The 26,352-nt window shown below is 63.9% G+C and carries 27 protein-coding genes and 1 pseudogene; 16 read left to right on the top strand and 12 right to left on the bottom strand.

Annotated elements, in window-relative coordinates:
- Positions 1-80: 80 nt before the first annotated feature.
- The 4 genes from recF to rpsT form a co-directional block, all read right to left on the bottom strand.
- Complete coding sequence (gene recF, locus XI06_RS38800; protein WP_271607734.1) at positions 81-1,217, bottom strand: DNA replication/repair protein RecF; 1,137 nt, start codon at positions 1,215-1,217, stop codon at positions 81-83.
- Positions 1,218-1,351: 134 nt separating this feature from the next.
- Complete coding sequence (gene dnaN / locus XI06_RS38805; RefSeq protein WP_128963055.1) at positions 1,352-2,470, bottom strand: DNA polymerase III subunit beta; 1,119 nt, start codon at positions 2,468-2,470, stop codon at positions 1,352-1,354.
- Between the two features lie 300 nt (positions 2,471-2,770).
- Complete coding sequence (gene dnaA, locus XI06_RS38810; RefSeq protein WP_237861308.1) at positions 2,771-4,183, bottom strand: chromosomal replication initiator protein DnaA; 1,413 nt, start codon at positions 4,181-4,183, stop codon at positions 2,771-2,773.
- 1,320 nt (positions 4,184-5,503) lie between these two features.
- Complete coding sequence (gene rpsT / locus XI06_RS38815) at positions 5,504-5,770, bottom strand: 30S ribosomal protein S20 (protein ID WP_092289289.1); 267 nt, start codon at positions 5,768-5,770, stop codon at positions 5,504-5,506.
- A 389-nt stretch (positions 5,771-6,159) separates the two neighbouring features.
- On the opposite strand from rpsT, the gene XI06_RS38820 reads away from it, so the two are divergent.
- The 3 genes from XI06_RS38820 (at position 6,160) to XI06_RS38830 (ending at position 8,216) form a co-directional block, all read left to right on the top strand.
- Entirely contained in the window at positions 6,160-6,477 is a 318-nt protein-coding gene (locus XI06_RS38820; RefSeq protein WP_271607735.1) for a hypothetical protein, read from the top strand.
- Positions 6,478-6,626: 149 nt separating this feature from the next.
- Complete coding sequence (msrA, locus tag XI06_RS38825) at positions 6,627-7,283, top strand: peptide-methionine (S)-S-oxide reductase MsrA (RefSeq protein ID WP_271607736.1); 657 nt, start codon at positions 6,627-6,629, stop codon at positions 7,281-7,283.
- 228 nt (positions 7,284-7,511) lie between these two features.
- Positions 7,512-8,216 (top strand): polysaccharide biosynthesis/export family protein, encoded by a 705-nt coding sequence (locus XI06_RS38830; protein WP_237860549.1) that lies wholly within the window; start codon positions 7,512-7,514, stop codon positions 8,214-8,216.
- Positions 8,217-8,234: 18 nt separating this feature from the next.
- Here XI06_RS38830 and XI06_RS38835 read toward each other — a convergent pair whose 3' ends face one another.
- The 4 genes from XI06_RS38835 to XI06_RS38850 all read right to left on the bottom strand — a co-directional run bounded on the left by XI06_RS38835 (position 8,235) and on the right by XI06_RS38850 (position 10,725).
- Complete coding sequence (locus XI06_RS38835) at positions 8,235-8,717, bottom strand: hypothetical protein (protein WP_271607737.1); 483 nt, start codon at positions 8,715-8,717, stop codon at positions 8,235-8,237.
- 152 nt (positions 8,718-8,869) lie between these two features.
- The gene (locus XI06_RS38840) at positions 8,870-9,544 is read right to left on the bottom strand and encodes a dienelactone hydrolase family protein (protein WP_271607738.1); all 675 of its coding nucleotides are present in this window, start codon (positions 9,542-9,544) and stop codon (positions 8,870-8,872) included.
- A 50-nt stretch (positions 9,545-9,594) separates the two neighbouring features.
- Positions 9,595-9,936: a hypothetical protein gene (locus tag XI06_RS38845; RefSeq protein ID WP_237860543.1), complete on the bottom strand. Its 342-nt coding sequence runs from the start codon at positions 9,934-9,936 to the stop codon at positions 9,595-9,597.
- 24 nt (positions 9,937-9,960) lie between these two features.
- The gene (locus XI06_RS38850; protein ID WP_271607739.1) at positions 9,961-10,725 is read right to left on the bottom strand and encodes an alpha/beta fold hydrolase; all 765 of its coding nucleotides are present in this window, start codon (positions 10,723-10,725) and stop codon (positions 9,961-9,963) included.
- 342 nt (positions 10,726-11,067) lie between these two features.
- On the opposite strand from XI06_RS38850, the gene XI06_RS38855 reads away from it, so the two are divergent.
- The 3 genes from XI06_RS38855 to XI06_RS38865 all read left to right on the top strand — a co-directional run bounded on the left by XI06_RS38855 (position 11,068) and on the right by XI06_RS38865 (position 15,196).
- Positions 11,068-11,559 (top strand): (2Fe-2S)-binding protein, encoded by a 492-nt coding sequence (locus XI06_RS38855; RefSeq protein ID WP_057754010.1) that lies wholly within the window; start codon positions 11,068-11,070, stop codon positions 11,557-11,559.
- Positions 11,556-13,850 carry a xanthine dehydrogenase family protein molybdopterin-binding subunit gene (locus tag XI06_RS38860; protein WP_271607740.1) on the top strand — a complete coding sequence of 765 codons (2,295 nt, stop codon included), beginning with the start codon at positions 11,556-11,558 and terminating at the stop codon, positions 13,848-13,850. The genes XI06_RS38855 and XI06_RS38860 overlap by 4 nt, the downstream gene beginning before the upstream one ends.
- Positions 13,851-14,101: 251 nt before the next feature.
- Positions 14,102-15,196 carry an HD-GYP domain-containing protein gene (locus XI06_RS38865; protein WP_237860536.1) on the top strand — a complete coding sequence of 365 codons (1,095 nt, stop codon included), beginning with the start codon at positions 14,102-14,104 and terminating at the stop codon, positions 15,194-15,196.
- A 17-nt stretch (positions 15,197-15,213) separates the two neighbouring features.
- On the opposite strand, the gene XI06_RS38870 is transcribed toward XI06_RS38865, so the two are convergent.
- Complete coding sequence (locus XI06_RS38870) at positions 15,214-16,794, bottom strand: AMP-binding protein (RefSeq protein ID WP_271607741.1); 1,581 nt, start codon at positions 16,792-16,794, stop codon at positions 15,214-15,216.
- A 93-nt stretch (positions 16,795-16,887) separates the two neighbouring features.
- Entirely contained in the window at positions 16,888-17,298 is a 411-nt protein-coding gene (locus tag XI06_RS38875) for a VOC family protein (protein ID WP_237860532.1), read from the bottom strand.
- Between the two features lie 123 nt (positions 17,299-17,421).
- On the opposite strand from XI06_RS38875, the gene XI06_RS38880 reads away from it, so the two are divergent.
- The 4 genes and pseudogenes from XI06_RS38880 to XI06_RS38895 all read left to right on the top strand — a co-directional run bounded on the left by XI06_RS38880 (position 17,422) and on the right by XI06_RS38895 (position 20,054).
- On the top strand, positions 17,422-18,396 hold the full coding sequence (locus tag XI06_RS38880) for a Bug family tripartite tricarboxylate transporter substrate binding protein (RefSeq protein WP_237871781.1): 975 nt from the start codon (positions 17,422-17,424) through the stop codon (positions 18,394-18,396).
- Between the two features lie 105 nt (positions 18,397-18,501).
- The gene (locus tag XI06_RS38885; RefSeq protein ID WP_237860527.1) at positions 18,502-18,954 is read left to right on the top strand and encodes an ArsR/SmtB family transcription factor; all 453 of its coding nucleotides are present in this window, start codon (positions 18,502-18,504) and stop codon (positions 18,952-18,954) included.
- An 11-nt stretch (positions 18,955-18,965) separates the two neighbouring features.
- Positions 18,966-19,298, top strand: a pseudogene (locus XI06_RS38890) (SRPBCC family protein); the annotation flags it as partial.
- A 21-nt stretch (positions 19,299-19,319) separates the two neighbouring features.
- Positions 19,320-20,054: a DUF899 domain-containing protein gene (locus XI06_RS38895; RefSeq protein WP_237860525.1), complete on the top strand. Its 735-nt coding sequence runs from the start codon at positions 19,320-19,322 to the stop codon at positions 20,052-20,054.
- 169 nt (positions 20,055-20,223) lie between these two features.
- Here the strand turns inward: XI06_RS38895 and XI06_RS38900 are convergent, their stop codons facing one another.
- Positions 20,224-21,480 carry a S1C family serine protease gene (locus tag XI06_RS38900; RefSeq protein ID WP_271607742.1) on the bottom strand — a complete coding sequence of 419 codons (1,257 nt, stop codon included), beginning with the start codon at positions 21,478-21,480 and terminating at the stop codon, positions 20,224-20,226.
- A 198-nt stretch (positions 21,481-21,678) separates the two neighbouring features.
- On the opposite strand from XI06_RS38900, the gene XI06_RS38905 reads away from it, so the two are divergent.
- The 5 genes from XI06_RS38905 (at position 21,679) to XI06_RS38925 (ending at position 24,680) form a co-directional block, all read left to right on the top strand.
- On the top strand, positions 21,679-22,296 hold the full coding sequence (locus XI06_RS38905) for a hypothetical protein (protein WP_237861307.1): 618 nt from the start codon (positions 21,679-21,681) through the stop codon (positions 22,294-22,296).
- A complete protein-coding gene (locus XI06_RS38910; protein WP_237860520.1) occupies positions 22,283-22,657 on the top strand; it encodes a transcriptional regulator in 375 nt (124 codons plus the stop codon). The genes XI06_RS38905 and XI06_RS38910 overlap by 14 nt, the downstream gene beginning before the upstream one ends.
- A 31-nt stretch (positions 22,658-22,688) precedes the next feature.
- Positions 22,689-23,429, top strand: coding sequence for a di-trans,poly-cis-decaprenylcistransferase (locus tag XI06_RS38915; RefSeq protein ID WP_237871777.1), 741 nt, complete (start codon positions 22,689-22,691; stop codon positions 23,427-23,429).
- 155 nt (positions 23,430-23,584) lie between these two features.
- On the top strand, positions 23,585-24,115 hold the full coding sequence (locus tag XI06_RS38920) for a GNAT family N-acetyltransferase (RefSeq protein ID WP_271607743.1): 531 nt from the start codon (positions 23,585-23,587) through the stop codon (positions 24,113-24,115).
- Positions 24,116-24,191: 76 nt separating this feature from the next.
- Positions 24,192-24,680 carry a Crp/Fnr family transcriptional regulator gene (locus XI06_RS38925; protein WP_237860513.1) on the top strand — a complete coding sequence of 163 codons (489 nt, stop codon included), beginning with the start codon at positions 24,192-24,194 and terminating at the stop codon, positions 24,678-24,680.
- On the opposite strand, the gene XI06_RS38930 is transcribed toward XI06_RS38925, so the two are convergent.
- Positions 24,619-25,446 carry a metallophosphoesterase family protein gene (locus tag XI06_RS38930; RefSeq protein ID WP_237860511.1) on the bottom strand — a complete coding sequence of 276 codons (828 nt, stop codon included), beginning with the start codon at positions 25,444-25,446 and terminating at the stop codon, positions 24,619-24,621. The genes XI06_RS38925 and XI06_RS38930 overlap by 62 nt on opposite strands.
- Before the next feature lie 210 nt (positions 25,447-25,656).
- Here XI06_RS38930 and XI06_RS38935 point away from each other — a divergent pair, with 210 nt between their 5' ends.
- Entirely contained in the window at positions 25,657-26,343 is a 687-nt protein-coding gene (locus XI06_RS38935) for a DNA-3-methyladenine glycosylase I (protein WP_237891441.1), read from the top strand.
- The last annotated feature ends 9 nt before the right edge of the window (positions 26,344-26,352 follow it).

The following is a 26,352-nucleotide window of genomic DNA, read 5'->3' on the forward strand; positions in this document are numbered from 1 at the left end:
GATTGCAACGGCTGCGACACCGCCTGCGCGGCCTCACAGTCCTAGTCGCGATCCGAATAAGCCGGGTTCAACAAAACGGGCTAGCGCCGGGCGGAAACGCGTCCGCTCTCGACGTCAAAGACTTCGCCGCCCGCGCCGATCTCGGCAAACGCGGCCGGGTCCGCGCCGGTCAGCCAGACCTGCGCGCCGAGCTTGCGCAGCTCGTCGAACAGTGCGGCGCGCCTGTTGGGATCGAGATGGGCGACGACCTCGTCGAGCAGCAGCAGCGGCACGATGGCGGTCATCTCGGCCACCAGCGTCGCATGCGCCAGCACGAGGCCGATCAGCAGCGCCTTCTGTTCGCCGGTGGAGGCATCGCGCGCCGGCATGCTCTTCGGTGCGTAGATGACCTGCAGATCGGTCAAATGCGGGCCGTCGGTGGTGCGGCCGGCGATGGCGTCGCGCGGGCGGTTGTCGCGCAGGATCTGGCGGTAGCGGTCCTCGACCGAGGTCGCCGTTTCGGTCAGCAGCGCGTTCTCCATCCAGCCGTCGAGCGCGATTTGAGCGGAGGGAAACGCCGATTGCTGTGCGCGCGTGTTCAGCATGCCGGTGAGGCGTGCCGCGGTCTGGCCGCGCGTTGCGGCGACCGCGACCGCAAGCTCGGCGGTCTCGCGCTCGATCGCGTCACACCAATGGTCGTCGTAATTGCGCGTCTCGAGCAGGCGGTTGCGCGAACGCAGCGAGCGTTCCAGCGCGTTGATGCGGCTGGAATGCTCGCTGTCGATCGCCAGCACCAGGCGGTCGAAGAAGCGCCGCCGCTCGGACGCCGCGCCCATGAACAGCCCGTCCATCGCCGGCGTCAGCCAGACCATGCGGATATGATCGCCGAAGGCGGCCGCCGAATTCACCGGCTCGCGGTCGATGCGGACGCGCCGGTTCACCGCGGCATCTGCACGCGGCGGGTCAATACCGGTGCCGAGCGTAGCCAGCCCCAATGCGCCCTCGACCTGCGCGGACACCGCCCAGGAGCCGTCGCCCTGGTTGTCGGCGACATCCTCCAGCGTGGCGCGTCGCAGGCCGCGTCCGGGCGACAGGAATGAGATCGCCTCGATGCAATTGGTCTTGCCCGCCCCGTTTGGCCCGACCAGCGCCACCATGTCAGCCGCCGTCTCGAGCCCCGCCGCCCGATAGTTCCGAAAATGCGTCAGCGTCAGGCGATGGATGCGGGAGGGGGTCATGTTAGCTCGTCATTGCCGTCACCCACGTTCTCAGGCTCTCAAGACGTGGATGGCCGGGACATCTCGCGAAGACGCGCTTCGCGCTTTGGCCCGGCCATGACGAATGTAGTCAATGTGTGGCGTGAAGGTAGGCCTCACACCCGCATCGGCATCAGCACGTACAGCGCGCTCTTGTCGTCCTTGTCCTGCACCAGCGTCGGCGAGCCGGGGTCGGCGAGGCGGAGCACTGCGACGTCGCCTTCGATCTGGGCGGCGATGTCGAGCAGGTAGCGGGAGTTGAAGCCGATATCGAGCGCGTCGGAGGCGTATTCGACCTCGAGCTCTTCGGTGGCGCTCCCCGAATCCGGATTGGTCACCGACAGCACCAGCTTGCCGGGCGATAGCGACAATTTCACCGCGCGGCCGCGCTCGCTGGAGATCGTCGAGACACGGTCGACCGCGTTCTCAAAGTCCTTCTTGTCGACCACGAGCTCCTTGTCGTTGCCCTGCGGGATGACGCGGCCGTAGTCGGGGAAGGTGCCGTCGATCAGTTTCGAGGTCAGCACGACGTTGCCGATGGTGAAGCGGATCTTGGCCTGCGACAGCTCGATCGTCATCTCGGCCTCGGTGTCCTCGATCAGGCGCTGCACCTCGCCGACGGTCTTGCGCGGCACAATCACGCCCGGCATGCCCTCGGCGCCCTTGGGCTGCACCAAGTCGAGCTGGGCGAGGCGGTGGCCGTCAGTGGCAACGCCGCGCAAGGTGGCGGCCTTCGCGGTGCCGGCGGCATGCAGATAGATGCCGTTGAGATAATAGCGCGTCTCCTCGGTCGAGATCGCGAACTGTGTGCGGTCGATCAGCCGCTTGACGTCCTTGGCGGCGAGATTGAACGAATGCGAGAGGTCGCCGGCGGCAAGGTCCGGGAAGTCATTCTCGGGGAGGGTTTGCAGCGTGAAGCGCGAGCGGCCGGCGCGGATCGCCAGCACCGCGCGGTCGCCGTCGGCCTCCAGCACGATCTGCGAGCCGTCGGGCAGCTTGCGCACGATGTCGTAGAACATGTGCGCCGGCACGGTGGTCGAGCCGGCGGTCGCGGTTTCCGCCGGCAGCGTCTCGGTCACCTCGAGGTCGAGGTCGGTCGCCTTCAGCGACAATTTCGCGTTCTCGGCGCGCACCAGCACGTTGCCCAGGATCGGAATCGTGTTGCGGCGCTCGACCACGCGGTGGACATGGCCCAGCGATTTCAGGAGTTGCGCGCGTTCGACCGTAACCTTCATTGCACTACTCGCCCGATCCCCGAGAAAACTAAAGCGTTGGAGAAGCCGGGCGGCAGGACGCGCACCACGGCACCGAAGATCCCTGAAAGCCGGACCGTTCAGCCGATATGACCAAAGCCGTCAGGGTCGCGCAAGGTGGCGCGGAAAGCCATCCGTTTCAAGGGATTGGGGAGCAGTTCCCCGACATTTACAGGCAGAAATGAAGGCGGCCGTCCGGGCAAACGAAACCCGCCGCCCGGGCATGCCCGGGTCGGCGGGAGGTGGCGGGAGGAAAGCTTTAGGCGTTTATTCCTTGGGCGTTTATTCCTGCAGCTGGCGCTTGAGCGACTCGACCTCCTCGGACAGCGCATTGTCCTTGGACACCAGAGCCTCGATCTTGCGCACGGCGTGCAGCACCGTGGTGTGGTCGCGGCCACCGAAGCGGCGTCCGATCTCGGGCAGGGAGCGCAGGGTCAGCGTCTTGGCGAGGTACATCGCCACCTGGCGCGGACGCACCACATTGGCGGTCCGGCGCGAAGACAGCAGGTCGGAGCGGCTGACATTATACTGCCGTGCCACCACGCGCTGGATGTCCTCGATCTTGATCCGCTTCGGCTCCGAGGGGCGAATCAGGTCGCGCACCTCGCGCTCGGCCATCTCCAGCGTCACCGGCTGGTTGTTGAGTTTCGAGTGAGCAAGAAGCCGGTTGATCGCGCCCTCGAGGTCGCGGCCGTTGTGGGTGATGGCGCGCGCCAGATAATGCAGCACCTCTTCCGGTACATCGAAAGTCGCATGATGGGTGCGGGCAGCTGCGACGCGCGACTTGAGAATGCCGTGCCGCAGCTCCTCACCAAGCGAGCCCATTTCGACCACGAGACCGCCGGCGAGGCGCGAGCGGACGCGATCGTCCAGGCTTTCCAGATCGGACGGCGGACGGTCGGCCGCGATCACGACCTGACGGCCGGCATCGATCAGCGCGTTCAGCGTGTGACAGAACTCGGCCTGCGTCGACTTGCCCTGCAGGAACTGGAGATCGTCGATGACGAGCACGTCGATGCCGCGCAGCGCTTCCTTGAAGGCCAGCGCCGTCTGCGTCTTCAGCGCGGCGACGAAGCCGTACATGAATTTCTCGGCGGTGAGATAGAGCACCTTGCGCTCATTGCCCGAATTGCCCGCCCAGGTCACAGCCTGGAGCAGATGCGTCTTGCCGAGGCCGACGCCGGCATGGATGTAGAGCGGGTTGAACATCACAGGGTCGCCGCGGCGGCCTTCTGCGACCTGACGCGCGGCGGCATGGGCCAGCGTGTTGGAGCGGCCGACGACGAAGCTCGCAAAGGTCAGGCGCGGATCGAGCGGCGAGCCGCCGAGCGCGTCATGGTTGGCGGAAACCGGCGCGGTCGCGGTCGAGCGCAGCTCCGGCGCAGGGGTGCGGCGGGCTTCGACCGGCGCAGGCGCTTCCTTCGGCTGCACCACGGGGCGCACAGCGGAACGGACGGTGAGATCGATGCGATGCACTTCCGGCATCTCCGCCTGCCAGCACGACAGCACGCGCTCGGCATAATGGGCCTGGATCCAGCTCTTCAGGAAGCGCGTCGGGACCGAGAGCCGCACGCTCTCGTCCTGCACGCCTTCAAGATCCATGCGCGCAAACCAGCTCGTATAGATGTCCTCGCCGACGTTCGAGCGCAACCTGCTCTTCACGCGTGACCAGCGATCCTGTTCCGATGTCGTCATCATTTGAAAACTTTTCTTGAGAGATAAGGTTGCGTGGTGGGCGCCATGCAGAGTTCCTGCCATGCACGGCGCGACCTCGAGCGAGTCCATCTTTTGGGCACAGCTCGACCGTTCGGCGGATAGCGCCGCGGTCAGATCAGCGATGTCGGAGATGGAGGGTTCGCGAGGTCAGCGCGTACTCGACGCCCCGTCACAGGGGGGCTGCGCACAGGACGGATTGGAAACGGCATCGTTGGAGGATGAAGCTAAAGTCAATACCGCGTTGAATCCGTAGGACATGATACCTCCCCGTCCTGCCGTGATTGCTCACGGCAAGGTCCTGCGTAAAAGAACCTCCGCGCTGTACTCAAGTCGCGGATGTCCTGCCCGTCTGCTCGTGTCGTCCGCTCGGCCACGCCATCATGCGTATCGGGGTAGTCTCAAGATGTCTCTCACATGTATCTTGCACATGCGCTTGGTGCGAGCGTGATCGCGAAGATCTCGCTTGGAGACGTCAAGACAAAGAGCTACCGTTCCCATATTGCTATGGGTTTTGATCCGACTATCGCTTGTTGAAGCGTCGCCTACGTGCACACCGCCGCCGATTTGCACGCTCGCCCCGTTTCTTAAACCGCGCTGGTCTCAAGATCGTGGGCGCCGCGAACGACTTAAGGAATACACTAAGCGGAAAGACTCGCAACGAAATTGATTCACACTTGAGGCATCAAAAAACTTGACCAGCGTTAACGCCGCGCACGAGTTGTTCACAGCCTTGAGACCAAGTTTTTGGATTCGTGCACAGATTCGAAAATCGCGCGTGTCATGTGACAACGACTCCGCCACCGCTAAAAAATTTTTACAAAATCGTCACGCACGCGACGTGCGAGCGAATTTTCCAAATGCTTGTCGCCGCTATGTCGATAAGTGATTAGCGAGACACCGTTTTTTGAGTCTCGTTTCACAGGGTAACCCGAGCAGAAAACAGGTTCCGGTGAAACTACGGTGTGCAGAACTTTGCTTCGCGCGAATTCAACTTAGGCCCGCGCCGCAGTGGTTTTTCGCACCGCACCGCAGCGCAAACCAAGGTTTCAGCTGTTGCAAAAACAACGGCAGGTAAAACTACGGACACAGCATAGCGAAGACGACGAGACTCTTCCAACGGAAGATGGCGCGCGTCAAAGACTGCAAGCGTGAAGAGACCGCAAGCGTGAATTGTGGCGGCCAACAAAAAGCCCGGCGTGAAAGCCGGGCTGATTGAGGCTTGCGATGTTGGCTTCAACAGATCGAACGAAGCGATCGGCTTCGCGCGACAAACCGACGTCGCGAGCTAGCGTCTCGAACTTACTTGGCGAGCTTGGCGATCTGCGCGGTGAGGCGCGAGACTTTGCGGCTGGCGTTGTTCTTGTGAATGATGTTGCGCTGGGCGGCGCGCATCAGCGCGGGCTCGGCAGCGGCCAGCGCCTTGGCGGCGGCGGCGCGGTCGCCGGTCTTGATGGCTTCTTCGACGTTACGCACGGCGCCGCGCATCTGGGTGCGGCGCGACTTGTTGACGGCGGTGCGGCGGGCGATCTTGCGCGTCGCTTTCTTGGCGGAGGTAGTGTTGGCCATGGTCTCAATGTCCTTTGCGGGTACCGGTCGCGTCTTGGTCGGGTAGCGCCGGCAGCTTGACCGCGGAATCGACGCTCGGATTTAGGGTGTTCGGTTGCTGGGCCGTTCCCGGAACATGAGCGATGAGCCTTGCGGCCATCTCTGAGGCCCCAAAAGAGCCTGCAACTGCTCAAAGAACAGCGGCGGCAGGATTGCGCCCGCCGCCAGTTGGCGCCCTTATAGAGGGGGTCTTTGGCACCGTCAACGCTTTAGGGGCTGGAAAAGCGGGCCCGAGGTGCCGCCAAGTAGGGCCGTAACGCCCTGATGAGGTTGAATTTCTGCCGTCTCTTGGCTATTGGCTGACGGCGTTTATAGGGGTCGTCCGATCGGGTGACCATATTGGGTGGGGCATGATCCGCGGCTTTTTCCGACTGATTGGCTTGCTGCTGCTGGCCGGCGGATTCTTCTTCATGGTCTATGACGGTGCCCGCTGGGTGGCCGACCAGACCCTCCGTTTCACCCGGTTCGGCCAGTTCTGGAATGACATCAACCAGGCCAGCCAGTCCGCCTTCCGGGCCTGGGTCGAGGCCAAGGCGCCCTGGCTGTGGACCTCGGTGATCCGCCTGGTGCTGGACCAGCCGGTTTTCGCCGTCCTCGGCCTGCTCGGCATTTTGCTGATGATCCTGTTCCGCCCGCGCAAGCCGCTGATCGGCTATACCCGGGATTGAGCTTCAATTCCCGCCGGGACTGAGCAGCGAGCGGCGGCGTAACAAGACTGCCGCTTCCTGCGTAGAGACCTATATTCCCACCTGATCGCGAGCCCGCCGCCAGAGCAACGAGCTCAGGCGCGCGCCAGCTCGTTTCTCGGAGATCCATCATGCTGTTCATGCGCAAGTCCACCGCATTGCCTGATGCAGCTGACGCGCTGCCCGGTCGTGCGCAACCGATCCCCACCGCGAGCATCCATTTCGTCAACGGCAGCAAGTTGAAGCCGCCCTATCCTGCGGGCCTCGAGCAAGCCGTATTCGGGCTCGGCTGCTTCTGGGGCGCCGAGCGGAAATTCTGGGAGCTTGGCGAGGGCATCTACACCACTGCCGTCGGCTATGCAGGCGGTCACACGCCGAACCCGACTTATGAAGAGACCTGCTCTGGCCGCACCGGCCACACCGAAGTGGTGCTGGTCGTGTTCGATCCCGAGAAGATCTCCTACGAGAAGCTGCTGAAGACGTTCTGGGAGAACCACAACCCGACGCAGGGCATGCGCCAGGGCAACGATGTCGGCACACAATATCGGAGTGCGATCTATACCTCCTCCGATGCGCAGAAGAAGGCCGCAGACGAGTCGAAGGCGCTCTATCAGAAGGCGCTCAAGGCCAAGGGTCTCGGCGCCATCACCACCGAGATCGGGCCTGCCGGCGCGTTCTATTTTGCCGAGGACTATCATCAGCAATATCTGGCGAAGAACCCCGCCGGCTATTGCGGCCTGGGCGGCACCGGCGTGTCGTGCCCGATCGGTGTTGGTGTGAGCGCGTAAGGCATCCACCCGTCATTCCGGGGGCGCGCGCCAGCGCGAACCCGGAATCCAGAAATTGCAGCGCGAGATTCCGGGTTCGACGCTGACGCGTCGCCCCGGAATGACACCAAGCGGCTGGCGCCGAGGCCCCCCTCAACCCTTTGTTAACCATAACGGGTGCAAGACTGGAGCTGTCTCGGTTGTAGGGATGGTCCGGTGCGGGTTCTGCGCGCGTTTCGATGGTCGATCATGGCAGCGTCCGCCGCGCTGACCCTGGGCGGCTGCATGCAGACCACAGGTCCCGTCGCTTATGTGCAGCCCCGCCCCGATCTCGACACCATGGCCTATGGCCAGCCCTACAGCGCGCCGCCGCCGGTCGTCGTCGCCAATGGCGGTGGCGCCATCGATGCGCTCACCAATTCCTTTGCCTCGGGTCCCGCGCCCGTTCCGGTCGCCTATGCCGCGCCGATGGTGGCCGCCCCCGTCCGCTACGACGCTTCGTATCATCTCGATGCCGGCGACAAGCTGCGTGTCGTGGTCTACGGCCAGGAAGGTCTCACCAACAGTTACGCCATCGATGCCGGTGGCTCCATCACCATGCCGCTGATCGGATCGGTGCCGGCGCGTGGCCGCACCCCGGCGGGCCTTGCCGGAGAGATCGCTGCGCGCCTGCGCAACGGCTTTATCCGCGAACCGTCTGTCGCCGTGGAGATCGAGTCCTACCGCCCGTTCTTCATCCTCGGCGAAGTCGCAGCCCCCGGCCAATATCCTTACGTGCCCAACATGACGGTCGAGAGCGCGGTCGCGATCGCCGGCGGCTTCTCGCCGCGCGCCAAGCGCGACATGGTCACCGTGACCCACACCGAAGCCGGCGGCGCCATGCGCGCCGTCGTGCCGCTCGGCACGCCCGTCAGCCCCGGCGACACCGTGTTCGTCGGCGAGCGCTGGTTCTAGTCGCGCGCCTCGCGTCGTTCACCGCCTGAAATCAAGCCGCCCGTTCGGAAAGCATCCGTCGATCCTGTTGGTGTCAACCACCAGCCCGATCCATGGCCTGACGATCGCGGGATTGGTCAGGTTGATGTATTTCCCGATCAGCCCATTGCCGCTCTCGCTGATAGCATCGATCAGCCCGTGCCGTCGGCCATTGTCCCAATCGAACCGCAGATAGATCCGCTCGCGCACGACGCGCACCTCCGCGCGCCCCTGTTTCCAAAGCTCCGGCGTATCGCCCGATATGGTTGGGTCAGCACCGCCGTTCCAGCGGCTCGCCCAGGCGCCTTCGAGTGGATCGGAAGGTGCGGGAATGGAGGCCCATTGCGCCGCGTTGACGTCCGCGGCATCGCCGGCAAGCGCAACTGATATCGCGTAGTGCATGACTTCAGCGTCGCCGGGCGCAGGCACATCCATGGTGCCGAACGGGTTGCGAATGACGATATTGGTGTTGGCCTGTTGCATGACGCTCTCCCGGCGTGACCTGGCTTGATCAGCCAGCTCTATCGCCGGGCGGCGTGGTGCAGCCACCCGATTTCCGCTCTCTCCTCTCGTCATTCCGGGCCTGCACCGCTTCGCGGCGCATCCCGGAATGACGGAGGAGAGAGTTACGCGCGCTACTTTGTCAGATGCTTCGCCAAAAACGCCATGCTGCGTGGCCAGGCGATCTCGGAGCTGGCCTTGTCGTAGCTCGGCCGCTCGTCGCAATGGAAGCCGTGCTGGGCGCCGGGATAGATGAAGACCTCGACGTCAGGCCGCTTTGCCTTGACGGTCTCGACGTCGGTGAGCGGAATGCCAGCATCCTTCTCGCCGAAATGCAATTGCGTCGGCACCTTCGGCGTCTCGTCGGCAAAGCGCACGACGGCGCCGCCGTAATAGCCGATCGCGGCCTTCAGGCCCGTCAGTCGCGTCGCCGCGACAAAGGCAACGCTGCCGCCGAGGCAAAAGCCGATGATGCCGACCGGACCGACGCCCTTCACCGCATCGATCGCGGCTTGCGTGTCTCGCAGCATCGCTGCCCAATCCGGATTGGCGACGAACTTGCGCGCCTCCGCGATCTCATCGGGCGTATAGCCCGACTGGAAGCCTGGCGACGTCCGGTCGAAGATCGACGGCGCGATCGCGACATAGCCTTCGCCCGCGAGGCGGTCGCAGACCGAGCGGATGTGATGATTGACGCCAAAAATCTCCTGGATCACCACCACCGCGCCCTTCGGCGCGCTGGTCGGATCGGCGCGATAGGCGCCAAGCTGGAAATTGTCCGACGCCGTCAGTTTGATGTCTTGTCCCACGCGGGTTGTCCTTTTTGGTTGATCGTTGATGCGGGGTTCGCAGTTATCAGTCACTCCCACATCCAGTTGTCGCCGTAGTCCTCTTTCCATCCTGCCAGCCGTCCATGACGGAATTGCAGGAACAGGCGGTGACGGGACGGCACCAGTCCGCTGCCACCGAGATCGCGAAGAGCGAGATAGATCTCGTTGCCGGGCCGTCCCTTGACGTATTGCAGGGGCTGGCCGAGCGCATGCGCGGTTTGGTCCGCGTCCATCCCGAACGCCAGGGGCATGTTGTTCGACAAGGTGTCGACGAAGGGACGGCGCAACGGCACCGTGCCGAACGGCTCCGCCTGCGCCGACGCCGCCATTGAGAGAAGCGCCGCGCCCGCAGCCAAGATTGCCCGCTTCATGGTCGTGAATCCTCGTCTCGCCGCCTATGCCGGCAAGTTCTTCAGGAAAGGCACCACGGCGTCAACAAAAGCCTTGGGCTGGTCGATGTTGACGGCGTGTCCGGCCGCGGGGATCACGACCTTTTGTGCGCCGGGGATCTTGGCCGCCATGTAATCCGACGCCGCCAGGAACGGCGTGTCGTCGGCGCCGACCACGATCAGCGACGGCACCTTTATATCAGGCAGCAGCTCCATCACCGCGGCATCGCGCTGGGTCAGCATACCGCGCGCGGCGAGCGCCAGCCCCTTGGCGTTGCGGTGACTGGCGGTGGCGCGCTCGCGGGTCGCCGCCTTCAGCACAGCGAGACCTTCCTGGTCGAGCTTGTCGGCAGTGGCGAGCGCCCGCGCATTCCAGGCCTCGCGTGCGTCGTCTTTTTTGAAGCCGGGCCCGGTGTCGATGATCAGCAGTGCGCGCGTACGTGCGGGATGGGCGCGATAGAACGCGAGCGACATGTAGCCGCCGAGCGACAGCCCGCCGATGATGGCGCGCTCGGCGCCGACGGCATCGAGGATCGCCGCCATGTCGCCGACCGTGAGCGCTTCGCTGTAGGCTTTGGGATCATCGGGATAGTCGGACTGGCCGTGACCGCGCATGTCCCACAGCACGAGCTTGTGGTCTTTCGCCAGCGCGTCGATCTGCCCATTCCACATCGCCGAGGTCGAGGAATAGCCATGGGTGAGCAACAGCAGCGGCCCATCGCCATGAATCTCGTAGTAGATGCCGACGCCGTCCCGATCGATCCTTGGCATTGCTTCCGCCTCTTCTTTCTATTGTCGAGAACTGTCGCCGCGAGGTCAGCGTTGGCTGACCTCACATCCTAGCCTGTGCGGTTACTCGGAGGAAACCGTCGCGATTGCGATGGATGCATTCCTCGCCGCGCCATCTTGTTGTGTCCAGTCGCTAACGTCAGCGCCGTTGTCGCAACGCACAACACGTGATTTCCGAGTTTGTCTCGATCGGTTCCAAATTGCATTTGCCTCTGTGCGCGAACACGATCATTCTTGCGCACAAGGCGGAGGCCAGCCCGGTGGGCGTCCGTCACTCAAGTCGCCGCCGTAAGCGGCTTCATGCACCGGCAGGGGAAGACGCCTATGCCAACGCTCACGATCAACGGGCGGAGTATGTCCGTGGATGCGGCGAACGACACGCCGCTCCTTTGGGCCATCCGCGAACAATTGCAGATGACCGGCACGAAATTCGGCTGCGGTGCCGGCCTGTGCGGTGCCTGCACCGTGCACGTCAACGGCGAAGCCGTACGCTCGTGCCAGACCATGGTCGGCGATGTCGCCGGCAAGAAGATCACCACCATCGAAGGTCTTTCCGCCAAGGGCGATCATCCCTTGCAGAAGGCATGGATCGCCGAGCAGGTGCCGCAATGCGGTTACTGCCAGTCGGGGCAGATCATGCAGGCGGCTTCGCTGCTGGCGAAGAATTCCAATCCGACCAAGGAAGAGGTCGTGGCGCATATGGACGGCAATCTCTGCCGTTGCATGACCTATTCGCGGATCCAGAAGGCGATCATGCGCGCCGCCACCGAGATGCGCACCGCATCCGCCGCCGGCAACGAGCGGAGGCCCACATGAACAAGCACGTGAAGAACGTCACACCTGAGACCACTGATTTCAGCCGCCGCTCCTTCCTGGTCGGCACGGCCGCAACCGGCCTCGTGCTCGGCTATGCCGGCGTGCCAGGCATCGGTGAAGCGCTCGCTGCGGCGCCCGCCAATTTCGAGCCGAGCGTCTGGTACTCGATCTCGCCGGAGGGTCTCGTCACCGTGACCTGCGGCAAGGCCGACATGGGCCAACACATCGCCTCCACTATGGCGCAGATCGTCTGCGAAGAGCTGGGCGCGAAATGGAGCGACATGCGGGTCAACCTCGCCTCCAACGATCCGAAGTTCAACGATCCGGTCCTCGGTGCGCAGATCACCGGCGGCAGCTGGTCGACCATGATGAACTTCGAAGCGATGAGCCGGGCGGGTGCCGCCGGGCGCATGGCGCTGACAGAAGGCGCTGCCGCCGCCATGGGCCTGCCGCCCTACTTCAAGGACGAGCTGGTCGTGCGCGACTCCATGGTCACGCATCCGAAGTCCAAGAAGTCGATGAGCTTCGCCGACATCGTCAAGAGCGGCAAGGCAACGAAGACCTTCACGCCCGACGAGCTGAAGGCGATCAAGCTGAAGACGCCTGATCAATACACCATGATCGGCGTGTCGGTGCCGCAGATCGACATCCCCTCCAAGACCAACGGCACAGCCAAATACGGCATCGACGTGATGATTCCGGGTATGGCCTATGGCGCGGTGGTCACCCCGCCGGTGCGCTACGGCGCCACGGTGAAATCGGTCGACGACAGCGACGCAAAGAAGGTGCCGGGCTTCATCAAGGCCGTCACCCTCGACGACAAGACCCAGACGACAACGGGCTGGGTGGTCGCGGTCGCGAGCACCTACGCCAACGCCAAGAAGGCCGCGGCGGCGCTGAAGATCGCCTACGACGGCGGGCCGAATGCGAAGCTGTCGAGCCAGTCGTTGCTTGACGAAGCCAAGCGGCTTCAGGGGCTCGACGATTCCGGTCAGTTCTTCGTCAAGGACGGCGACGTGTCAGCCGCGCTGGGCTCGGCGGCCAAGGTGCTGGAGGCGGAATACACCACCAGCATCAACATCCACGCGCCGATGGAGCCGATGAACGCCACCGCGGAGTTCAAGGGCGACATCCTGCACATCTATTCCGGAAACCAGTTCGCGACGCGCTCCGGCGCGATTGCGGCGGGCGCTGCCGGGATCGATCCGAAGTTCGTGGTGATGCACCAGATGTGGCTCGGCGGCGGCTTCGGCCGCAGGCTCGACGCCGACATGATGGTGCCGGCGGTGCAGGCGGCGAAGGCCGTGGGCAAGCCGGTGAAGGTGATCTACACGCGCGAGAACGACATGACGATGGATTTCTCGCGTCCGCTCACCTACCAAAAAGTAAAGGCCGGCGTGGACGGCGACGGCAAGCTCGTCGCGCTCAGCCACGACGTGGTCTCGGCTTGGCCGACCCAGCGCTGGGGCATCCCCGACTTCCTGTCGCCCTCGGTCGACAAGAAGGGCCCGCTCGACGCGTTCACGGTGAACGGTTCGGACTTCTTCTACACGGTGCCGAACCATAACGTGCGCGCGATCAAGAACGAGATGGCGCACAACGCCACCCCGTCGGGCCAGCTCCGCTCGGTGGCGCCGGGTTGGACCTTCTGGGCGGTCGAAAGCATGATCGACGAGATCGCGGCGGCGACCGGCAAGGATCCGGCGCAATTCCGCATCTCGCTGCTCGACGGCGCCGGCAAGAACGACGGCGGCGCGCAGCGGCTGCGCAACACGCTGCTCGCCGCGATGGGCCTCGCCGGCTACGGCACCAAGAAGCTGCCGAAGGGTGAAGGCATGGGCGTCGCCTGCGTGTCGTCGCAGGAACGTGCGACCGCAAGCTGGACCGCTTGCGTCGCGCATGTTGCGGTGGCCCCCTCGGGTGAGGTGACCGTGAAGAAGCTCACGGTCGCAACCGACGTCGGCACGCAGGTGCATCCCGACAACATCCGCGCCCAGGTCGAGGGCGCGGCACTGTGGGGCCTGTCACTTGCGATGCACGAGAAGGCGACGCTGAAGGACGGTGGCATCGAGCAGACCAATTTCGATAGCTACAGGCCCTTGCGCATGAGCCAGATGCCGGAGGTCGCGGTCGCCGTGATCGCCAATGGCGAGAAGGCCACTGGTGTCGGCGAGCCCGCGGTGACGGTCGTGGCGCCTGCCATCGGCAACGCCATCTTCAACGCCTCCGGCGCCCGCGTCCGGGCGCTGCCGATCACGGCGGAAGCCGTGAAGGGGGCGATGAAGGCGTAGGCTGCTGCTTGCAGTTGTGAGCTGAGATGATCCGCCGGAGGGCCACCTCCGGCGGATTTTTCTTTGCCAAAAAGCCAGTGTTTTCAATGGCCGTTCTACGGTGCATGGGGTCGTTTTCGCCCTCGTGGGAACCCGATCCGTAAAATTGCGTGCAATTTTGGCAGGTTCCGTTGAGCACGCCTCTTAAGAGCCGGAGAACCTGATCCGGCTTAGGCTGATGCCAAATACACTCCCGTGCTTTTGGGGAAGCCATGAACGCGCCAGCCAAATCCGCCAACAAACGCCGGCTTCTGCTTGCCTCCGACCGGAGCGATGCGAGCACCGAGCTCGCCAGCATCCTGAAGGCGGTTGGTGAGGTCTCGACGGTGACCACGCAGGAGATTCCCGAGCAGCCCTCGCGTGATCTCTCCGGCCTCGTCGTCGACATCAACCTCCGTTCGCCCGAAAGCGTGCAGCGCGTGCGCAACAAGCTGCGCGGCGAGGCCTACCGTTCGATGCCGCGGCTGTTCGTGCTGGCCGATGCGCTGCATCACGGCACCATGCAGGCCTGGGCGCTCGGCGCCACCGACACCATCTCGCGGCCGCTGCAGGCCGAGGCGATCCTGCAGCGCATCCGCGCCGCCTTCCCGGACACAGCCGTCTATGACGCGACCGATCGCGGCAAGACGCTCAACCGCGGCGTCGAGGCGGCGCACGCGGTGCTGAAGAAGATGTTCGAGAAGCTGCCGCTCGGCATTCCCTTGACCTTCGACGACATCATCGCCGCCGAGAACAAGATCCTGAAGGCGATCAAGCATTCCTCACTGCGCGAGTGGCTCACCACCGTCGGCTGCCACCATGTCGGCAGCTACAGGCACTGCCTGTTCGTCACCGGCTTTGCGGTGTCCTTCGCCCAGCATCTCGGCATGCGCGAGGACGACCAGCGTCGCCTGACACGCGCGGCGCTGCTGCACGATGTCGGCAAGGCCTTCGTTCCGTCCGCGCTGCTCGACAAGGCGGGCAAGCTCACCGACGAGGAAATGGCCGAAGTCCGCCAGCATCCCCGCCGCGGCTATGACGCGCTCGCGGCGCAAGGCGGCTTCCCACCGGAGATGCTTGACGTCGTGCTGCATCACCACGAATTCCTCGACGGAAGCGGATATCCGAATGGCCTGTCGTCGAACCAGATCAGCGACATCGTGCGCCTGACGACGATCGTCGACATCTATGCCGCGCTCGTCGAGAAGCGCGCCTACCGCATGCCGTTCACCCACTCCCGCGCCTTCACGATGATGGAAGGCATGGGCGGCAAGCTCGACCAGCAACTGCTGCAGGCGTTCCGCCCGGTGGCGCTGGGATCGTTCTGAGGCGGCGGTCCGCCGCGTCACTCCACCATCTTCCGCAGCTCCGCCTTCGCCACCTTCTCCAGGGTCGAGCGCGGCATGTCGTCGACGAGCCTGATCTCGCGCGGCACCTTGAAGTCGGCAAGGCCCTTGCGGCAGGCCGCCATCACGCGGTCCTGCAGATCAGGCGGCGCACCCGCGACGCCGCCATGCGGGATGATGAAGACGACGGGCACCTCATCCAGCATCGGATGCTTCTTCGCCACCACCGCGGCCTCGCGCACGCCCGATACAATTGCGATGACCTGCTCGATCTCGGAGGCCGCGACGTTCTCGCCGCCGACCTTCAGCATGTCCTTGGCGCGGTCGCCGAACTTGATGAAGCCGTTGTCCAGCCGCGTGACGCGATCGCCGGTGAGGAAGAAGCCGTGCTCGTCAAAGCTCTCGCGCGTCGCCTTCTCGTTGTGAAGATATTCGGCGAACAGCGACAGGCCCGGGATTCCCTTGATCGCGAGATTGCCGGTGTCGCCGACCGCGGTCCGCCGGCCGTCATCGTCGGTGACGCGGATCTGATACTCGGGCGCGGCACGGCCGATCGACATCGGGATGTTGGGCTGATCGACCTCGCCGATGATGCCGTGGGTGATGGTCTCGGTCATGCCCCACCAGCCGATGATCTTGACGCCGAATGCGGCAAACGGCGGGGGCTCGTTCACCGCCGTGCCCCACAGGCGGAATTTGTGATCCCGCGGGATCTCCTGCTCGAGCAGCGCCTTCATGCAGAACGGAATGGTCGAGGTCCAGGTCGAGCCGTGCTCGCCCGCAACGTTCCAGAACCGGCTTGCGGAGAAGCGCGGCTGGATCACGCAGGTCGCCCCGACCCACAGCGTCGCCAGCATGGAATAGGCCAGCGCATTGGTGTGGAACAGCGGCAGATAGGTCTGGTGCACGTCGCTTGCGTGAAGGTCCTCATGCGCAGCATTTATCTTGGCGCCCCACAGCGCGTTGGCGTGGGTCCACAGCACGGCCTTCGGCCGCGACGTCGTGCCGGAGGTGTACTGCACGCTGCATGGCGCGAGCGGATCGGTCTCGCGCTTCGGCCGATCGGCGCTGTCCGCGAAAAGTGACTTGAAACTGTCGCCGCGCGAGACGACCTGTGCCGGCGCGGCGCCCGCATCGTGCGAAATCACCGCCATCCAGCTGAGGTTGCGGCAGTTCTGCGCGACGACTTCCGCATAGGCCGGCTGCGTGATCGCGGCGACCGCGCCGCAATGATCGGAGAAATACTCCATCTCCGCCGGCGCCGAACGCGTGTTGGTGGTAACGGCGATGGCCCCGAGTTCAACGCAGGCAAACCAGGCCAGCAGCGCTTCGATGCAATTGTCCAGGTGAATGAGCACGTACTCGCCCGGCTTTACGCCCCGCCTCGCGAGCCCCGCGGCGAGTGCGCCGACCCGCTCGTGAAACTCGCCATAGCTCCAGTGTCGCGCCGGCGCATCGAACGGCGCCCAGATCAGGAACGGGTGGTCACGCCGCACTTCGGCGCGCATCCTCAGCAGCCAGGGTACGTCGAGCCCGTCGAACGGGCCCACGATACCGGCTGCGGTTTGTTGGATAGCCATGTGTCCTCCCGTGCAGCCTGCATCCTGATGGCGGCCGCTTATGGATTATTGCGTCTTCCTGCCATTGGACGGCGCGGGGCGCAAATGGAGGCGTCAATCCTCGTACGACGAAATTTCGATCAGGCTGCCATCCGGATCCCGGCAATAGACCGAGCGCAGCGTGCCGCGGGCGCCCTGCCTTGGAACGGGGCCTTCCTCGATTGCGACGCCGTGGGCCTTTAGATGCGCCACCACCTCGTCGGGCGTTGAGGAGGTGAGAAAGCATAGGTCCTCGCTGCCGGCAGTCTGGTGGTCGGCCGTGAACCACTCCACCTTGTCGGCGTCACGCGGCCGCACGTTGATCTTCTGCTGGCCAAATTGAAGCGAGGTCCGCGGCGCTTTGCCGCCACCGGGGTCGAATACCTTGACTTCCATCCCGAGGATCTTGCGATACCACTCGGCGGTCGCAGCGACGTCGACAACGTTGATGACGAGGTGATCGAGGGCCTGAACCTTCACCGGCATGCCTTATCCTTTCGTCACCGAGGACCTTGCGGACTTTCCGCAGCAGATGGGCTTTGTTACAACGCCGCCGACGCAGCTTTCAAGATATCAGGCTTCAAGAACAACACTGAGAGAACCCTTGAGATGATCACTCGCCGTACCGCGTTGGGCCTGCTCGCCGCGACTCCGCTTGCGGCCAGCCCGCTGTCGAAGGCTCTTGCAGCGGATTATCCGTCCCGACCGGTGAAGTTCGTGGTGGGTTATCCGCCCGGCGGCGCCACCGACATTTTGGCGCGGCTGATCGGCCAGCGCCTGTCGGAGCGGCTCGGCCAGCAATTCGTGGTCGAGAACAAGCCGGGTGCCGGCAACAATATCGGAACCGAATCCGTCGTGAACGCCGAACCCGACGGCTACACGGTGCTGCTGGTCAATCCGGCGAATTACATCAACGCGACGCTCTACGCCAATCTCAAATTCAACTTCATTCGTGACATCGCGCCGATCGCCGCGTTCCAGCGCGTGCCGAACGTGATGACCGTCAACAAGGATGTGCCGGCCAAAACCGTTGCCGAGTTCATCGAGTATGTGAAGGCTAATCCCGGCAAGGTGAACATGGCTTCGTCAGGCAATGGCACCTCGGTGCATCTGTCGGGCGAGATGTTCATGGCGATGACCGGCTGCAAGATGCAGCACGTGCCCTATCGCGGCGCCGCGCCCGCGATCACCGACATGCTCGGCGGCCAGGTGCAGGTGATCTTCGACAACATGCCCTCGATCATCCAGCATATCCGCTCCGGCTCGCTGCGGGCGCTCGGCGTGACCACGGCGCAGCGCTCGCCGCAACTGCCTGATGTGCCTGCGATCGGCGAGACCGTGAAGGACTACGAGGCGAGCGCGCTGTTCGGCATGGGCGCACCGAAGAACATGCCCAAGGACCTGATCGCCAAGCTCAACAACGAGGTCAACACGCTCATGAAGGAGCCCGAGATGACCAAGCGCCTGGTCGAGCTCGGCGGCGATCCGCTGGTGGAGGCGCCAGAGGCGTTCGGCAAGGACATCGAGGCCGAGACCGCCAAGTGGAAAAAGGTCGTCGAGTTCGCCGGCCTCAAGGTCGAGTAGCAGTCTCGTGATCGACACCACGAATGAAGCCCCGCCGAAAGGCGGGGCTTTTTTCTCGCGTGGTTCCCGATTGACAGGAGGGCCTCCGCGCCTATACTAAACCTTATGGTTAAGTATAAAGACGAGGCACTCGATCGCACCTTTGCGGCGCTGTCCGATCCGACGCGGCGGGCGTTGCTGGCGCGGCTTGTCGAGAACGAAAATCTGTCGGTAAGCGAGCTGGCGGCGCCGTTTCCGGTCTCGCTGCCGGCGATCATGAAGCATCTCGACGTGCTCACCGACGCGGGCCTGATCGTGCGCGAAAAGACCGGGCGCACCGTGTCCTGCCGGCTCACCGCGCAGCCGATGGAGCAGGCGATGAACTGGCTCAATCGCTACGCACAGTTCTGGTCCGAGAGCTTCGACCGACTTGCCGCCTTTGTGGAGGACAAACCATGGTCAACGCAGTCGCCAATGCAGCCGAACGGGCAGATGAAGGTCCAAGCCTCACGCTCACGCGCCGGCTCCGCGCGCGGCCGGAAAAAGTCTTCGCCGCCTGGACGCAAGCCGAACAACTAGTTCAATGGTTCGGGCCGCCGAACATGAAGCCGGCGACGCTGAACGCCGAGCTCGACGTTCGCGCCGGCGGTCGCTACCGCATCTCGTTCACCCGCGACGACGGTGAATATTTCGAAGCCGGGGGGATCTATCGCGAGGTCGTGCCGCATGAGCGGCTGGTTTTCACCTGGGCCTGGCACTCGACGCCGGAGCGCGAATCGCTGGTGACGATCACGTTGAAGCCCGACAACATCGGCACGTTGATGATCTTCCATCATGCCCAGTTCTTCGACGAGGCCGCGCGCGACAACCACCAGCGCGGCTGGAGTTCATTCTTTAATAAGCTCGATAGCTTCGTCGCCTGATCCCTGTCAGAGGAGGATATTATGCAGCAACATCAGATCGTCTCGCGCGAGCAATGGGTCGCAGCCCGCAAAGCCCATCTGACGCATGAGAAGGAATTTTCGCAGGCCCGCGAACGTCTGGCCGAGGAGCGCCGGGCCTTGCCCTGGGTGAAGGTCGACAAGAGTTATGTATTCGACGGGCCGAACGGCAAGGTGACGCTTGGCGATCTCTTCAAGGGGCGTCCGCAGCTCGTGGTCCAGCACGTGATGTTTGCGCCGGATTGGGAGGCCGCTTGCAAGAGCTGTTCGTTCTGGGTGGATGGCTTCGAGCGCATGGTGCCGCATTTGGTGGCGCGCGACACCACCATGGTCGCTATCTCGCTGGCACCTAGCGCAAAACTCGAGGCCTTCAAGAAGCGCATGGGCTGGACCTTCGACTGGGTCTCATCAGGCAACAGCGACTTCAATTACGATTACGAGGTCTCGTTCACGCGCGAGCAGATCGACCAGGGCGTGCCGAAATACAATTTCGGCACCACGCCGTTCTATGGCCCGGAGCTGCCCGGCATCAGCGTGTTCTTTCGCAACGAGGCCGGCGAGATCTTTCACACCTATTCCTGCTTTGCCCGCGGCCTCGACATGATGAACGCGGCTTACCAATATCTCGACCTCACTCCGCTCGGGCGTCACGAGGAAGGCCTGCCCTATCCGATGGACTGGGTGCGTTTGCGCGACCAGTATGAGCCGCAGGCGAAAGGCGCGTGCTGTCACGGGTGAGGGGGCTATTCGGTCTACACCAAAGGTGTCATCGCCCGGCTCGACCGGGCGATCCAGTACACCGAGACGGGAGTGACTGAAAACGAGAAGCCGCGGCGTACTGGATTCCCCGCTTTCGCGGGGAATGACAGCGAAGGGCGGCGTGGCGGTGTGCTTCAATCCGTCCTAGCTACTTCTTCGCGTCGGCCTCTTCCGCACCTTTGCACGAGATCAACATCGTGTAAGCCCGCGCGTTGCCGGCGATCTCGGGGGTCTTGAGCTCGCCCTTCGGTTCGGCCGTCTGGTACGGCACCACCGAATTATCGAGGAAGTCGCGCAGCGCGCCGGTCTTGATGGCGAAGTTGATGTTCTCAGGAATATCGCCGGTCAGCGCTGCAATGCGCAATCCGGGGATCTTCCCGGTGACAACGCCCACGATCTGGCCGCTGGTGTCGAACAACGGGCCGCCGCTGTTGCCGGGCTGCACCGGAGCGCTGATTTGCAGGAAACGCGTGTCGTTGCGCATGCCGCTGAGCGAGCCCACGATCCCGGTCGTCACGGTGAAGTCCGACGTCAGCAGGCCATGATAGGGAAAGCCGATGGCCACGACGGAATCGCCGGAGTGGAAGGAGCGATCGCGAATCCGGGCAAAGTCCTTGAATGTCGCCGTTGACGTGGGCTGCAACAAAGCCAGATCGTTGTTCGCATCGGCAGACACGACGCGCAACACCATCGCGGCTTCACCGGTGAGATTGCCCTTGAGCTCTGTGCAACCGTCGATCACGTGGTTGTTGGTGACGATGTGCCCGCTGGCGCTCACCACAAAGCCGGTGCCAAAGCCGCCGCTAGTCCTGGTCCCTTTGCCCGATTTGCTGGCTGGCGGCTGACCTTGCTTCTCTGCCGTGGCTGCCGGCTTCGCCGCGCCTTTGGTGAAGTCACCGGCCTTGTCGAGCCCATCGGCTTTCACCCTGGTCACGCAATTGGCCAATGCGGCGATCACCGGCCCGGTCGACCTTAGGTCGAAGTTCAGAACAGCGTGGCCGGCCGTCGCCACCATCAAGCTCGCCTTCTGAAATGTACGCGCGACGTTGAGCGGCATGACGGCCGTGAGCATGTCGGGCCGGTACGCCGTGGCGAACAGCCTGGCTTGGTCCTTACCGTCAAAGGTCACGTCGATTGCGGCGTTCTCGCCCTTGTTGAAGTGATAGCTGGGACTTGCAAAGGCGAGCGACCATATGCCGGCGGCATTCTGGCTCACGACGAGGATGACGCCGTTCGCGTAAGGCGCCGTCGCGGCACAATGGGAGAAGGCGCCCGTCTCGTCGTTGCTGAAGGCGCCGCCGACCCAGCCGCCGACATTGGCGGTGCCAAATGGTCCCTTCGCGTGCGCTGTCCCAACAAGACACACCTGCAGCAGAGCTGCAGCGACGAACGACCTTAACCTCATGACTTCCCCCAGGGCACCTTGGCGGCATCTTAGCTGGGCCGACGGCCGAGACGCAACCGGCAGTTGTCCGCGGGCGCCACGCCCCGGGCGGTCGACTTCCGGCTTGCCTTTACTTTGTAACGCGGTATACTTTGCAATACAAAGTGACTGGGCAAGCCGGTCCGTGAGCGTGGGTGGAGCGGAGTTTTGGCATTGCCGATGCGCGATCTCGACAAGGCACTGGCCGACATCGTGGCGATCCGCAGCCAGATTGCGGCCGGTACGGCGTTCCGCGGTTACGGCCCGGCGACGATGGCTGCGACCGGCGCCGTCGCGCTTGTCACCGCCATCCTGCAATTCTGGTTGATCGGCGATCCCACGAGCGAGCCGCTCGGCTTCTTTCTCGGCTGGTTCGCGGCGGCGACGCTGTCCGGCCTGATGATCTGGACCGAGATGCGTGCGCGTTCGCGTCGTCATCATTCCGGCCTCGCCGACGCGATGATTCATCAGGCGATCGAGCAGTTCCTGCCTGCGGGCGTCGCCGGCGTCCTGCTTGCGGTCGTGATGTGGAAGTTCGCTTCCGAGGCGCTGTGGCTGCTGCCGGGGCTGTGGCAGATCCTGGTGTCGCTCGGCATTTTCGCCTCCGTTCGCTCGCTGCCGCGCAGCGTGGCGTTCGCCGGAGCCTGGTACTTCATGTCCGGCTTCGCCGTGGTCGTGCTGGCGAGCCGGACTCACATGTTGTCGCCCTGGACGATGGGGCTGCCTTTCGTGATCGGCCAGTCGGTGATGGCGGCCATTCTGTATTTCGCGTCCGGAGACAATGATGTCGAAGACTGACAGCGCGCCTTTTTCTTACGAAGGCCTCGACCGTGTGATCCACGAGAAGGCGAGACTCGGGCTGCTGACGTCGCTGATGGCTCACCCGAAGGGACTTGCGTTCGCCGATCTGAAGCAGCTCTGCGGTCTCACCGACGGCAATCTCAGCCGGCACCTCGCCGTGCTCCAGGACGCCGGCCTCGTCGAGGTGACCAAGGGTTATGAAGGCAATCGCCCGCACACGACCTGCCGTCTGACCAAGAGCGGCCGCCGGCGCTTCCTCGATTATCTCGCCGTGCTCGAACGCCTCGTGCGCGACGCCGCCAAGGCCGCCGGCCGCGAGGCGCCGCCGCTCGGCCGTCTCGGCATTCTCCCGACCTGATCGTCCCCCTTTTTTGACTGGAGACTTTGCGATGCAAAGTGACGTCACGTCCCACAACGAGAAGCTTCATGTCGGCATCATCATGGACGGCAACGGGCGATGGGCGACCCGGCGCGGCCTGTCGCGCGTCCGCGGCCACGAGGCCGGCGTCGAGACGATCCGCCGCATCGTCGAGGCCGCGCCCAAGCAGGGCATCGGCACGCTGACGCTCTATGCGTTCTCGACCGACAATTGGCGCCGGCCCAAGGCCGAGGTCGCAGCACTGATGACGCTGCTGCGCTTCTATCTCGCCAATGAAGTGCAGAGCCTGGTGAAAAACGGCGTGCGGCTCAACGTGATCGGCCGTCGCGATCGCCTGCCTGATGGTATCGCCAGCGCCATCGCGCGCGCTGAGGACGCCACCGCAAACGGCAGCACGCTGCATCTGCGGATCGCGGTCGACTATTCGGCGCGCGAGGCCATCCTCAACGCCGCGGCCAAGGCGGCCGCGCTGACCAGCCTCACCCGCGAAGCCTTCTCGCAACTCGTCACCGGCGAGGCCGGCTTGCGCGACGTCGATCTCATCATCCGCACCTCTGGCGAAAAGCGGTTGTCGGACTTCCTGCTCTGGGAGGGCGCCTATGCCGAGCTGCATTTCACAGAGCGGATGTGGCCCGAATTCGACGCGGGCGATCTCGCCGCGGCGTTGGCCTCCTTCCACGGCCGCGAACGCCGCTTCGGTGGCCTCCAGGCCATCATGCCCGAGGAGGTGCCGTCGCTCTCGCGGGCGTAAGGCTGGCTAGGTCGCATGACAGCGGCCCGTGTGTGACGCCTGGCACAGGGCAACGGCAGTTCGTTTCCGACCGCAAGATTGGCGGTCGTGTCCAAGCGGCAGGAGCGCGGCCTCGGTTAAGTGTTCGGTCATTGCAACCTGCCGAGGCCTCGCGCATGTCACAGCTATTTTCAGATACCGTTGTCGGGTCGAACCAAACGAAGGGCACTGTCTGCATCAGAGCCGCCAATGCGTGTGACGTGGAAAGTCTCTCGATCTATTTCACGGGTCTTTCCACGACAAGCCGTAACAAGCGCTTCATGGGCGCGCGAGCCGACGTCGCATTGCTTGCGGCTGAATGCGTCGCCAAGGTCAGCCATCCCGATCACTTCATCCTGCTCGCCGAACTCAGGCAGGAGGAGGGCCAGAGCACGATCATCGGCGAAACGCGATACGCCTACGATGCGGGTGCGCGGTACGGTGATTTCGCCATCTCCGTTGCCGACGTGTTTCAGCGCAAAGGCGTCGGCCTGCAAATGATGAATGCGATGGAACGGCATGCGAGCGATCGCGGTCACGAGATGATTGCGGCGGAGACTGCGCGGGCGAACGCCGAGATGCGCGGCCTCGCAAAAAAGGCCGGCTTCGAGGATACCGGGCTCGGCGACTGGCAGTCGGTCCACCTCGCCAAGCGCCTGGCGCGATAGCCTTCCGCGCGTTGCCGGGTGGCACGGATCGTGCTCTAGTATCGCCTGACATCCCCAGCAATGGGAGCTTTTGGCGATGCGCGCAGTTCTGGATCATTGCACCGGCGGCACCGAGCGGCAGGTTCCGGCCGGCACGACTGTCATCAGCGAGGGCGGCGCCAGCAGCGGTCACCTTTACGTCTTGATGCAGGGCAGGCTCGATGTGCTCAAGAGCGACATGGTGGTCGCCACCATCGCCGAGCCCGGCGCGGTGTTCGGCGAGATGTCCGTGCTGCTCGGGTTGCCACATACGGCAACGGTGCGCGCCAGCTCGGATTCGGTGATTTACGAGTTCGAAGATGCAGCGTCGTTCCTCGTCCAGCGGCCGGAGGTGGCGCTGATGCTCGCGCGCACGCTGGCGCAGCGGCTCAACGTCGCCAACACTTATCTCGCCGATCTCAAGCGGCAATATGCCGGCCACGGCACGCATCTCGCCATGGTCGGTGAGGTGCTCCAGAGCATGATCAACCTGCCGCCGCTCGAGGTCTCGCCAGGCTCGGATCGGCAATCCGACCCAAGGATGTGAGCCAGTCCGGCGGCTCCTCGATGTAAGACGCGGGCCGTTTCAGCGGCGCGTCGAGATCGATCCATTGCGTCTCACCTGCCGCCAGCCAGAACGCCTTGTCGGCATCGAGATCCAGCACGATATGCGTCGGCGGTCGTCCCGGTTGTTTTCCTGCGTTGAACACCCAGGTCTGGCCCAGCCGATCGAACCAGGAGCCGTCCCTGATGAAGGGCGATTGATGCACATGGCCGGAAATGACCATCGATGGCTGATACTGCATGACCCACTGCACCAACTCGACATCACCGAAGAAGCGCTTGCCGCCCCAGCTTGTCGGCGAATTGGCCGGCGGCGCGTGATGCGCCCAGATCCAGCGTCGTGGATGGTTGAGCGAGGCGTCGCGCAGCTGGTCGGCGATGCGCTGCTTGACCAGCGGCCCGTCCCACCATGGGCACACTGTGAAGAGCGTGTCGCCGATGGTCAGATTGTCGCCGTCGCAAGCGATGCCAAGTTCGCGCACCTCAGAGATCCAGCGCGAGATCTTCTCGCCCTCCGCATTGCGCTCGTCGAGATCGTGATTGCCGGAGCAAAGGATCACGCGGGTCTGCGCCGCGATCAGTGCGAGGTACTTCTTCACCACCACGATCTGCGCGCGGAAATCCACCATCGAGCCGATGTCCAGCGCATCGCCCGCGAAGATCACCAGATCGAATTGCGGCGCGGCGCTGACCAGCCAGTCGAGCTGCGGCAGCGAGTAGTGCAGATCGGCCACGACCAGGCAGCGCATTGAGAGTCCGTCGGTAAGAGAATGAAAATATCCGCGAATTCCAAAATCTTGTGAAGCAAGAAGCAGACCAGCATCGCTGTCGCCGATCCGGCAAGCAAGCAGGCAGCATGCTGCGACGGCCAGCGGCGCGCAGGCTCAGGTTGCCTTGCAGGTCTGGACCGGATCGCGGAATTCTGCTGTCGTGGCGTGCCTTCAACCCCGGGTGATCGCATGCCCTCCTTCAAGACCATTCGCGCCCGCGCCGAGAAGCGCAAAGGTGGGCCCAAGGCGCTCGAAAAGCTGATGCCCGACAAGCCGGACTTGAAAGGTCTGGCAAAACTCGGCGACGACCGCATCCTCGCCGAGATGACGAAGCGGGTGTTCTGCGCAGGCTTTGCCTGGAGCGTGATCGACGCGAAATGGGAGGGCTTTGAAGACGCCTTTCTGCGCTTCCAGCCGGCCAAGCTCAGCTTTCAGCCGGAAGATTATTGGGAAGGCCTGCTGCGTGATGCGCGGATCGTGCGCAACGGCGCCAAGATCATGTCGGTGCGCGACAATGCCGCTTTCGTCCAGGAGATTGCCAAGGAGCACGGCAGCTTCGGCAAGTTTCTGGCGAAATGGCCGCCGTCCAACGAGATCGGCTTGCTCGATCTCCTGGCCAAGCGCGGCAGCCGGTTAGGCGGCAACACCGGCCAGATGCTGCTGCGCTTCGTCGGCTGGGACGGTTTCGTCACATCGAAGGACGTGGTCGCCTGCCTGCGCGATGCCGGCCTCGACATCGCCGAAGAGGTCAAGTCCAAGGGTGATCTCGCCAAGGTGCAGGCGCAGTTCAATGCCTGGGCGGAGGAGACGGGCCTGCCCTACACCCATCTGTCGCGCATCTGCGCGCTTTCGGTCGGCGAGAATAGAAGCGAGTAGCAGGCGGTT

Origin of the sequence: Bradyrhizobium sp. CCBAU 11434 (assembly GCF_028128895.1) — a bacterium.
Lineage (GTDB): Bacteria > Pseudomonadota > Alphaproteobacteria > Rhizobiales > Xanthobacteraceae > Bradyrhizobium > Bradyrhizobium zhengyangense.

Coding starts and splice junctions, on each gene's coding strand:
- recF (WP_271607734.1), bottom strand. CDS start 1,217: ATGACCCCCTCCCGCATCCATCGCCTGACGCTGACGCATTTTCGGAAC.
- dnaN (WP_128963055.1), bottom strand. CDS start 2,470: ATGAAGGTTACGGTCGAACGCGCGCAACTCCTGAAATCGCTGGGCCAT.
- dnaA (WP_237861308.1), bottom strand. CDS start 4,183: ATGACGACATCGGAACAGGATCGCTGGTCACGCGTGAAGAGCAGGTTG.
- rpsT (WP_092289289.1), bottom strand. CDS start 5,770: ATGGCCAACACTACCTCCGCCAAGAAAGCGACGCGCAAGATCGCCCGC.
- XI06_RS38820 (WP_271607735.1), top strand. CDS start 6,160: ATGATCCGCGGCTTTTTCCGACTGATTGGCTTGCTGCTGCTGGCCGGC.
- msrA (WP_271607736.1), top strand. CDS start 6,627: ATGCTGTTCATGCGCAAGTCCACCGCATTGCCTGATGCAGCTGACGCG.
- XI06_RS38830 (WP_237860549.1), top strand. CDS start 7,512: ATGGCAGCGTCCGCCGCGCTGACCCTGGGCGGCTGCATGCAGACCACA.
- XI06_RS38835 (WP_271607737.1), bottom strand. CDS start 8,717: ATGCAACAGGCCAACACCAATATCGTCATTCGCAACCCGTTCGGCACC.
- XI06_RS38845 (WP_237860543.1), bottom strand. CDS start 9,936: ATGAAGCGGGCAATCTTGGCTGCGGGCGCGGCGCTTCTCTCAATGGCG.
- XI06_RS38850 (WP_271607739.1), bottom strand. CDS start 10,725: ATGCCAAGGATCGATCGGGACGGCGTCGGCATCTACTACGAGATTCAT.
- XI06_RS38855 (WP_057754010.1), top strand. CDS start 11,068: ATGCCAACGCTCACGATCAACGGGCGGAGTATGTCCGTGGATGCGGCG.
- XI06_RS38860 (WP_271607740.1), top strand. CDS start 11,556: ATGAACAAGCACGTGAAGAACGTCACACCTGAGACCACTGATTTCAGC.
- XI06_RS38865 (WP_237860536.1), top strand. CDS start 14,102: ATGAACGCGCCAGCCAAATCCGCCAACAAACGCCGGCTTCTGCTTGCC.
- XI06_RS38870 (WP_271607741.1), bottom strand. CDS start 16,794: ATGGCTATCCAACAAACCGCAGCCGGTATCGTGGGCCCGTTCGACGGG.
- XI06_RS38875 (WP_237860532.1), bottom strand. CDS start 17,298: ATGCCGGTGAAGGTTCAGGCCCTCGATCACCTCGTCATCAACGTTGTC.
- XI06_RS38880 (WP_237871781.1), top strand. CDS start 17,422: ATGATCACTCGCCGTACCGCGTTGGGCCTGCTCGCCGCGACTCCGCTT.
- XI06_RS38885 (WP_237860527.1), top strand. CDS start 18,502: ATGGTTAAGTATAAAGACGAGGCACTCGATCGCACCTTTGCGGCGCTG.
- XI06_RS38895 (WP_237860525.1), top strand. CDS start 19,320: ATGCAGCAACATCAGATCGTCTCGCGCGAGCAATGGGTCGCAGCCCGC.
- XI06_RS38900 (WP_271607742.1), bottom strand. CDS start 21,480: ATGAGGTTAAGGTCGTTCGTCGCTGCAGCTCTGCTGCAGGTGTGTCTT.
- XI06_RS38905 (WP_237861307.1), top strand. CDS start 21,679: ATGCGCGATCTCGACAAGGCACTGGCCGACATCGTGGCGATCCGCAGC.
- XI06_RS38910 (WP_237860520.1), top strand. CDS start 22,283: ATGTCGAAGACTGACAGCGCGCCTTTTTCTTACGAAGGCCTCGACCGT.
- XI06_RS38915 (WP_237871777.1), top strand. CDS start 22,689: ATGCAAAGTGACGTCACGTCCCACAACGAGAAGCTTCATGTCGGCATC.
- XI06_RS38920 (WP_271607743.1), top strand. CDS start 23,585: ATGTCACAGCTATTTTCAGATACCGTTGTCGGGTCGAACCAAACGAAG.
- XI06_RS38925 (WP_237860513.1), top strand. CDS start 24,192: ATGCGCGCAGTTCTGGATCATTGCACCGGCGGCACCGAGCGGCAGGTT.
- XI06_RS38930 (WP_237860511.1), bottom strand. CDS start 25,446: ATGCGCTGCCTGGTCGTGGCCGATCTGCACTACTCGCTGCCGCAGCTC.
- XI06_RS38935 (WP_237891441.1), top strand. CDS start 25,657: ATGCCCTCCTTCAAGACCATTCGCGCCCGCGCCGAGAAGCGCAAAGGT.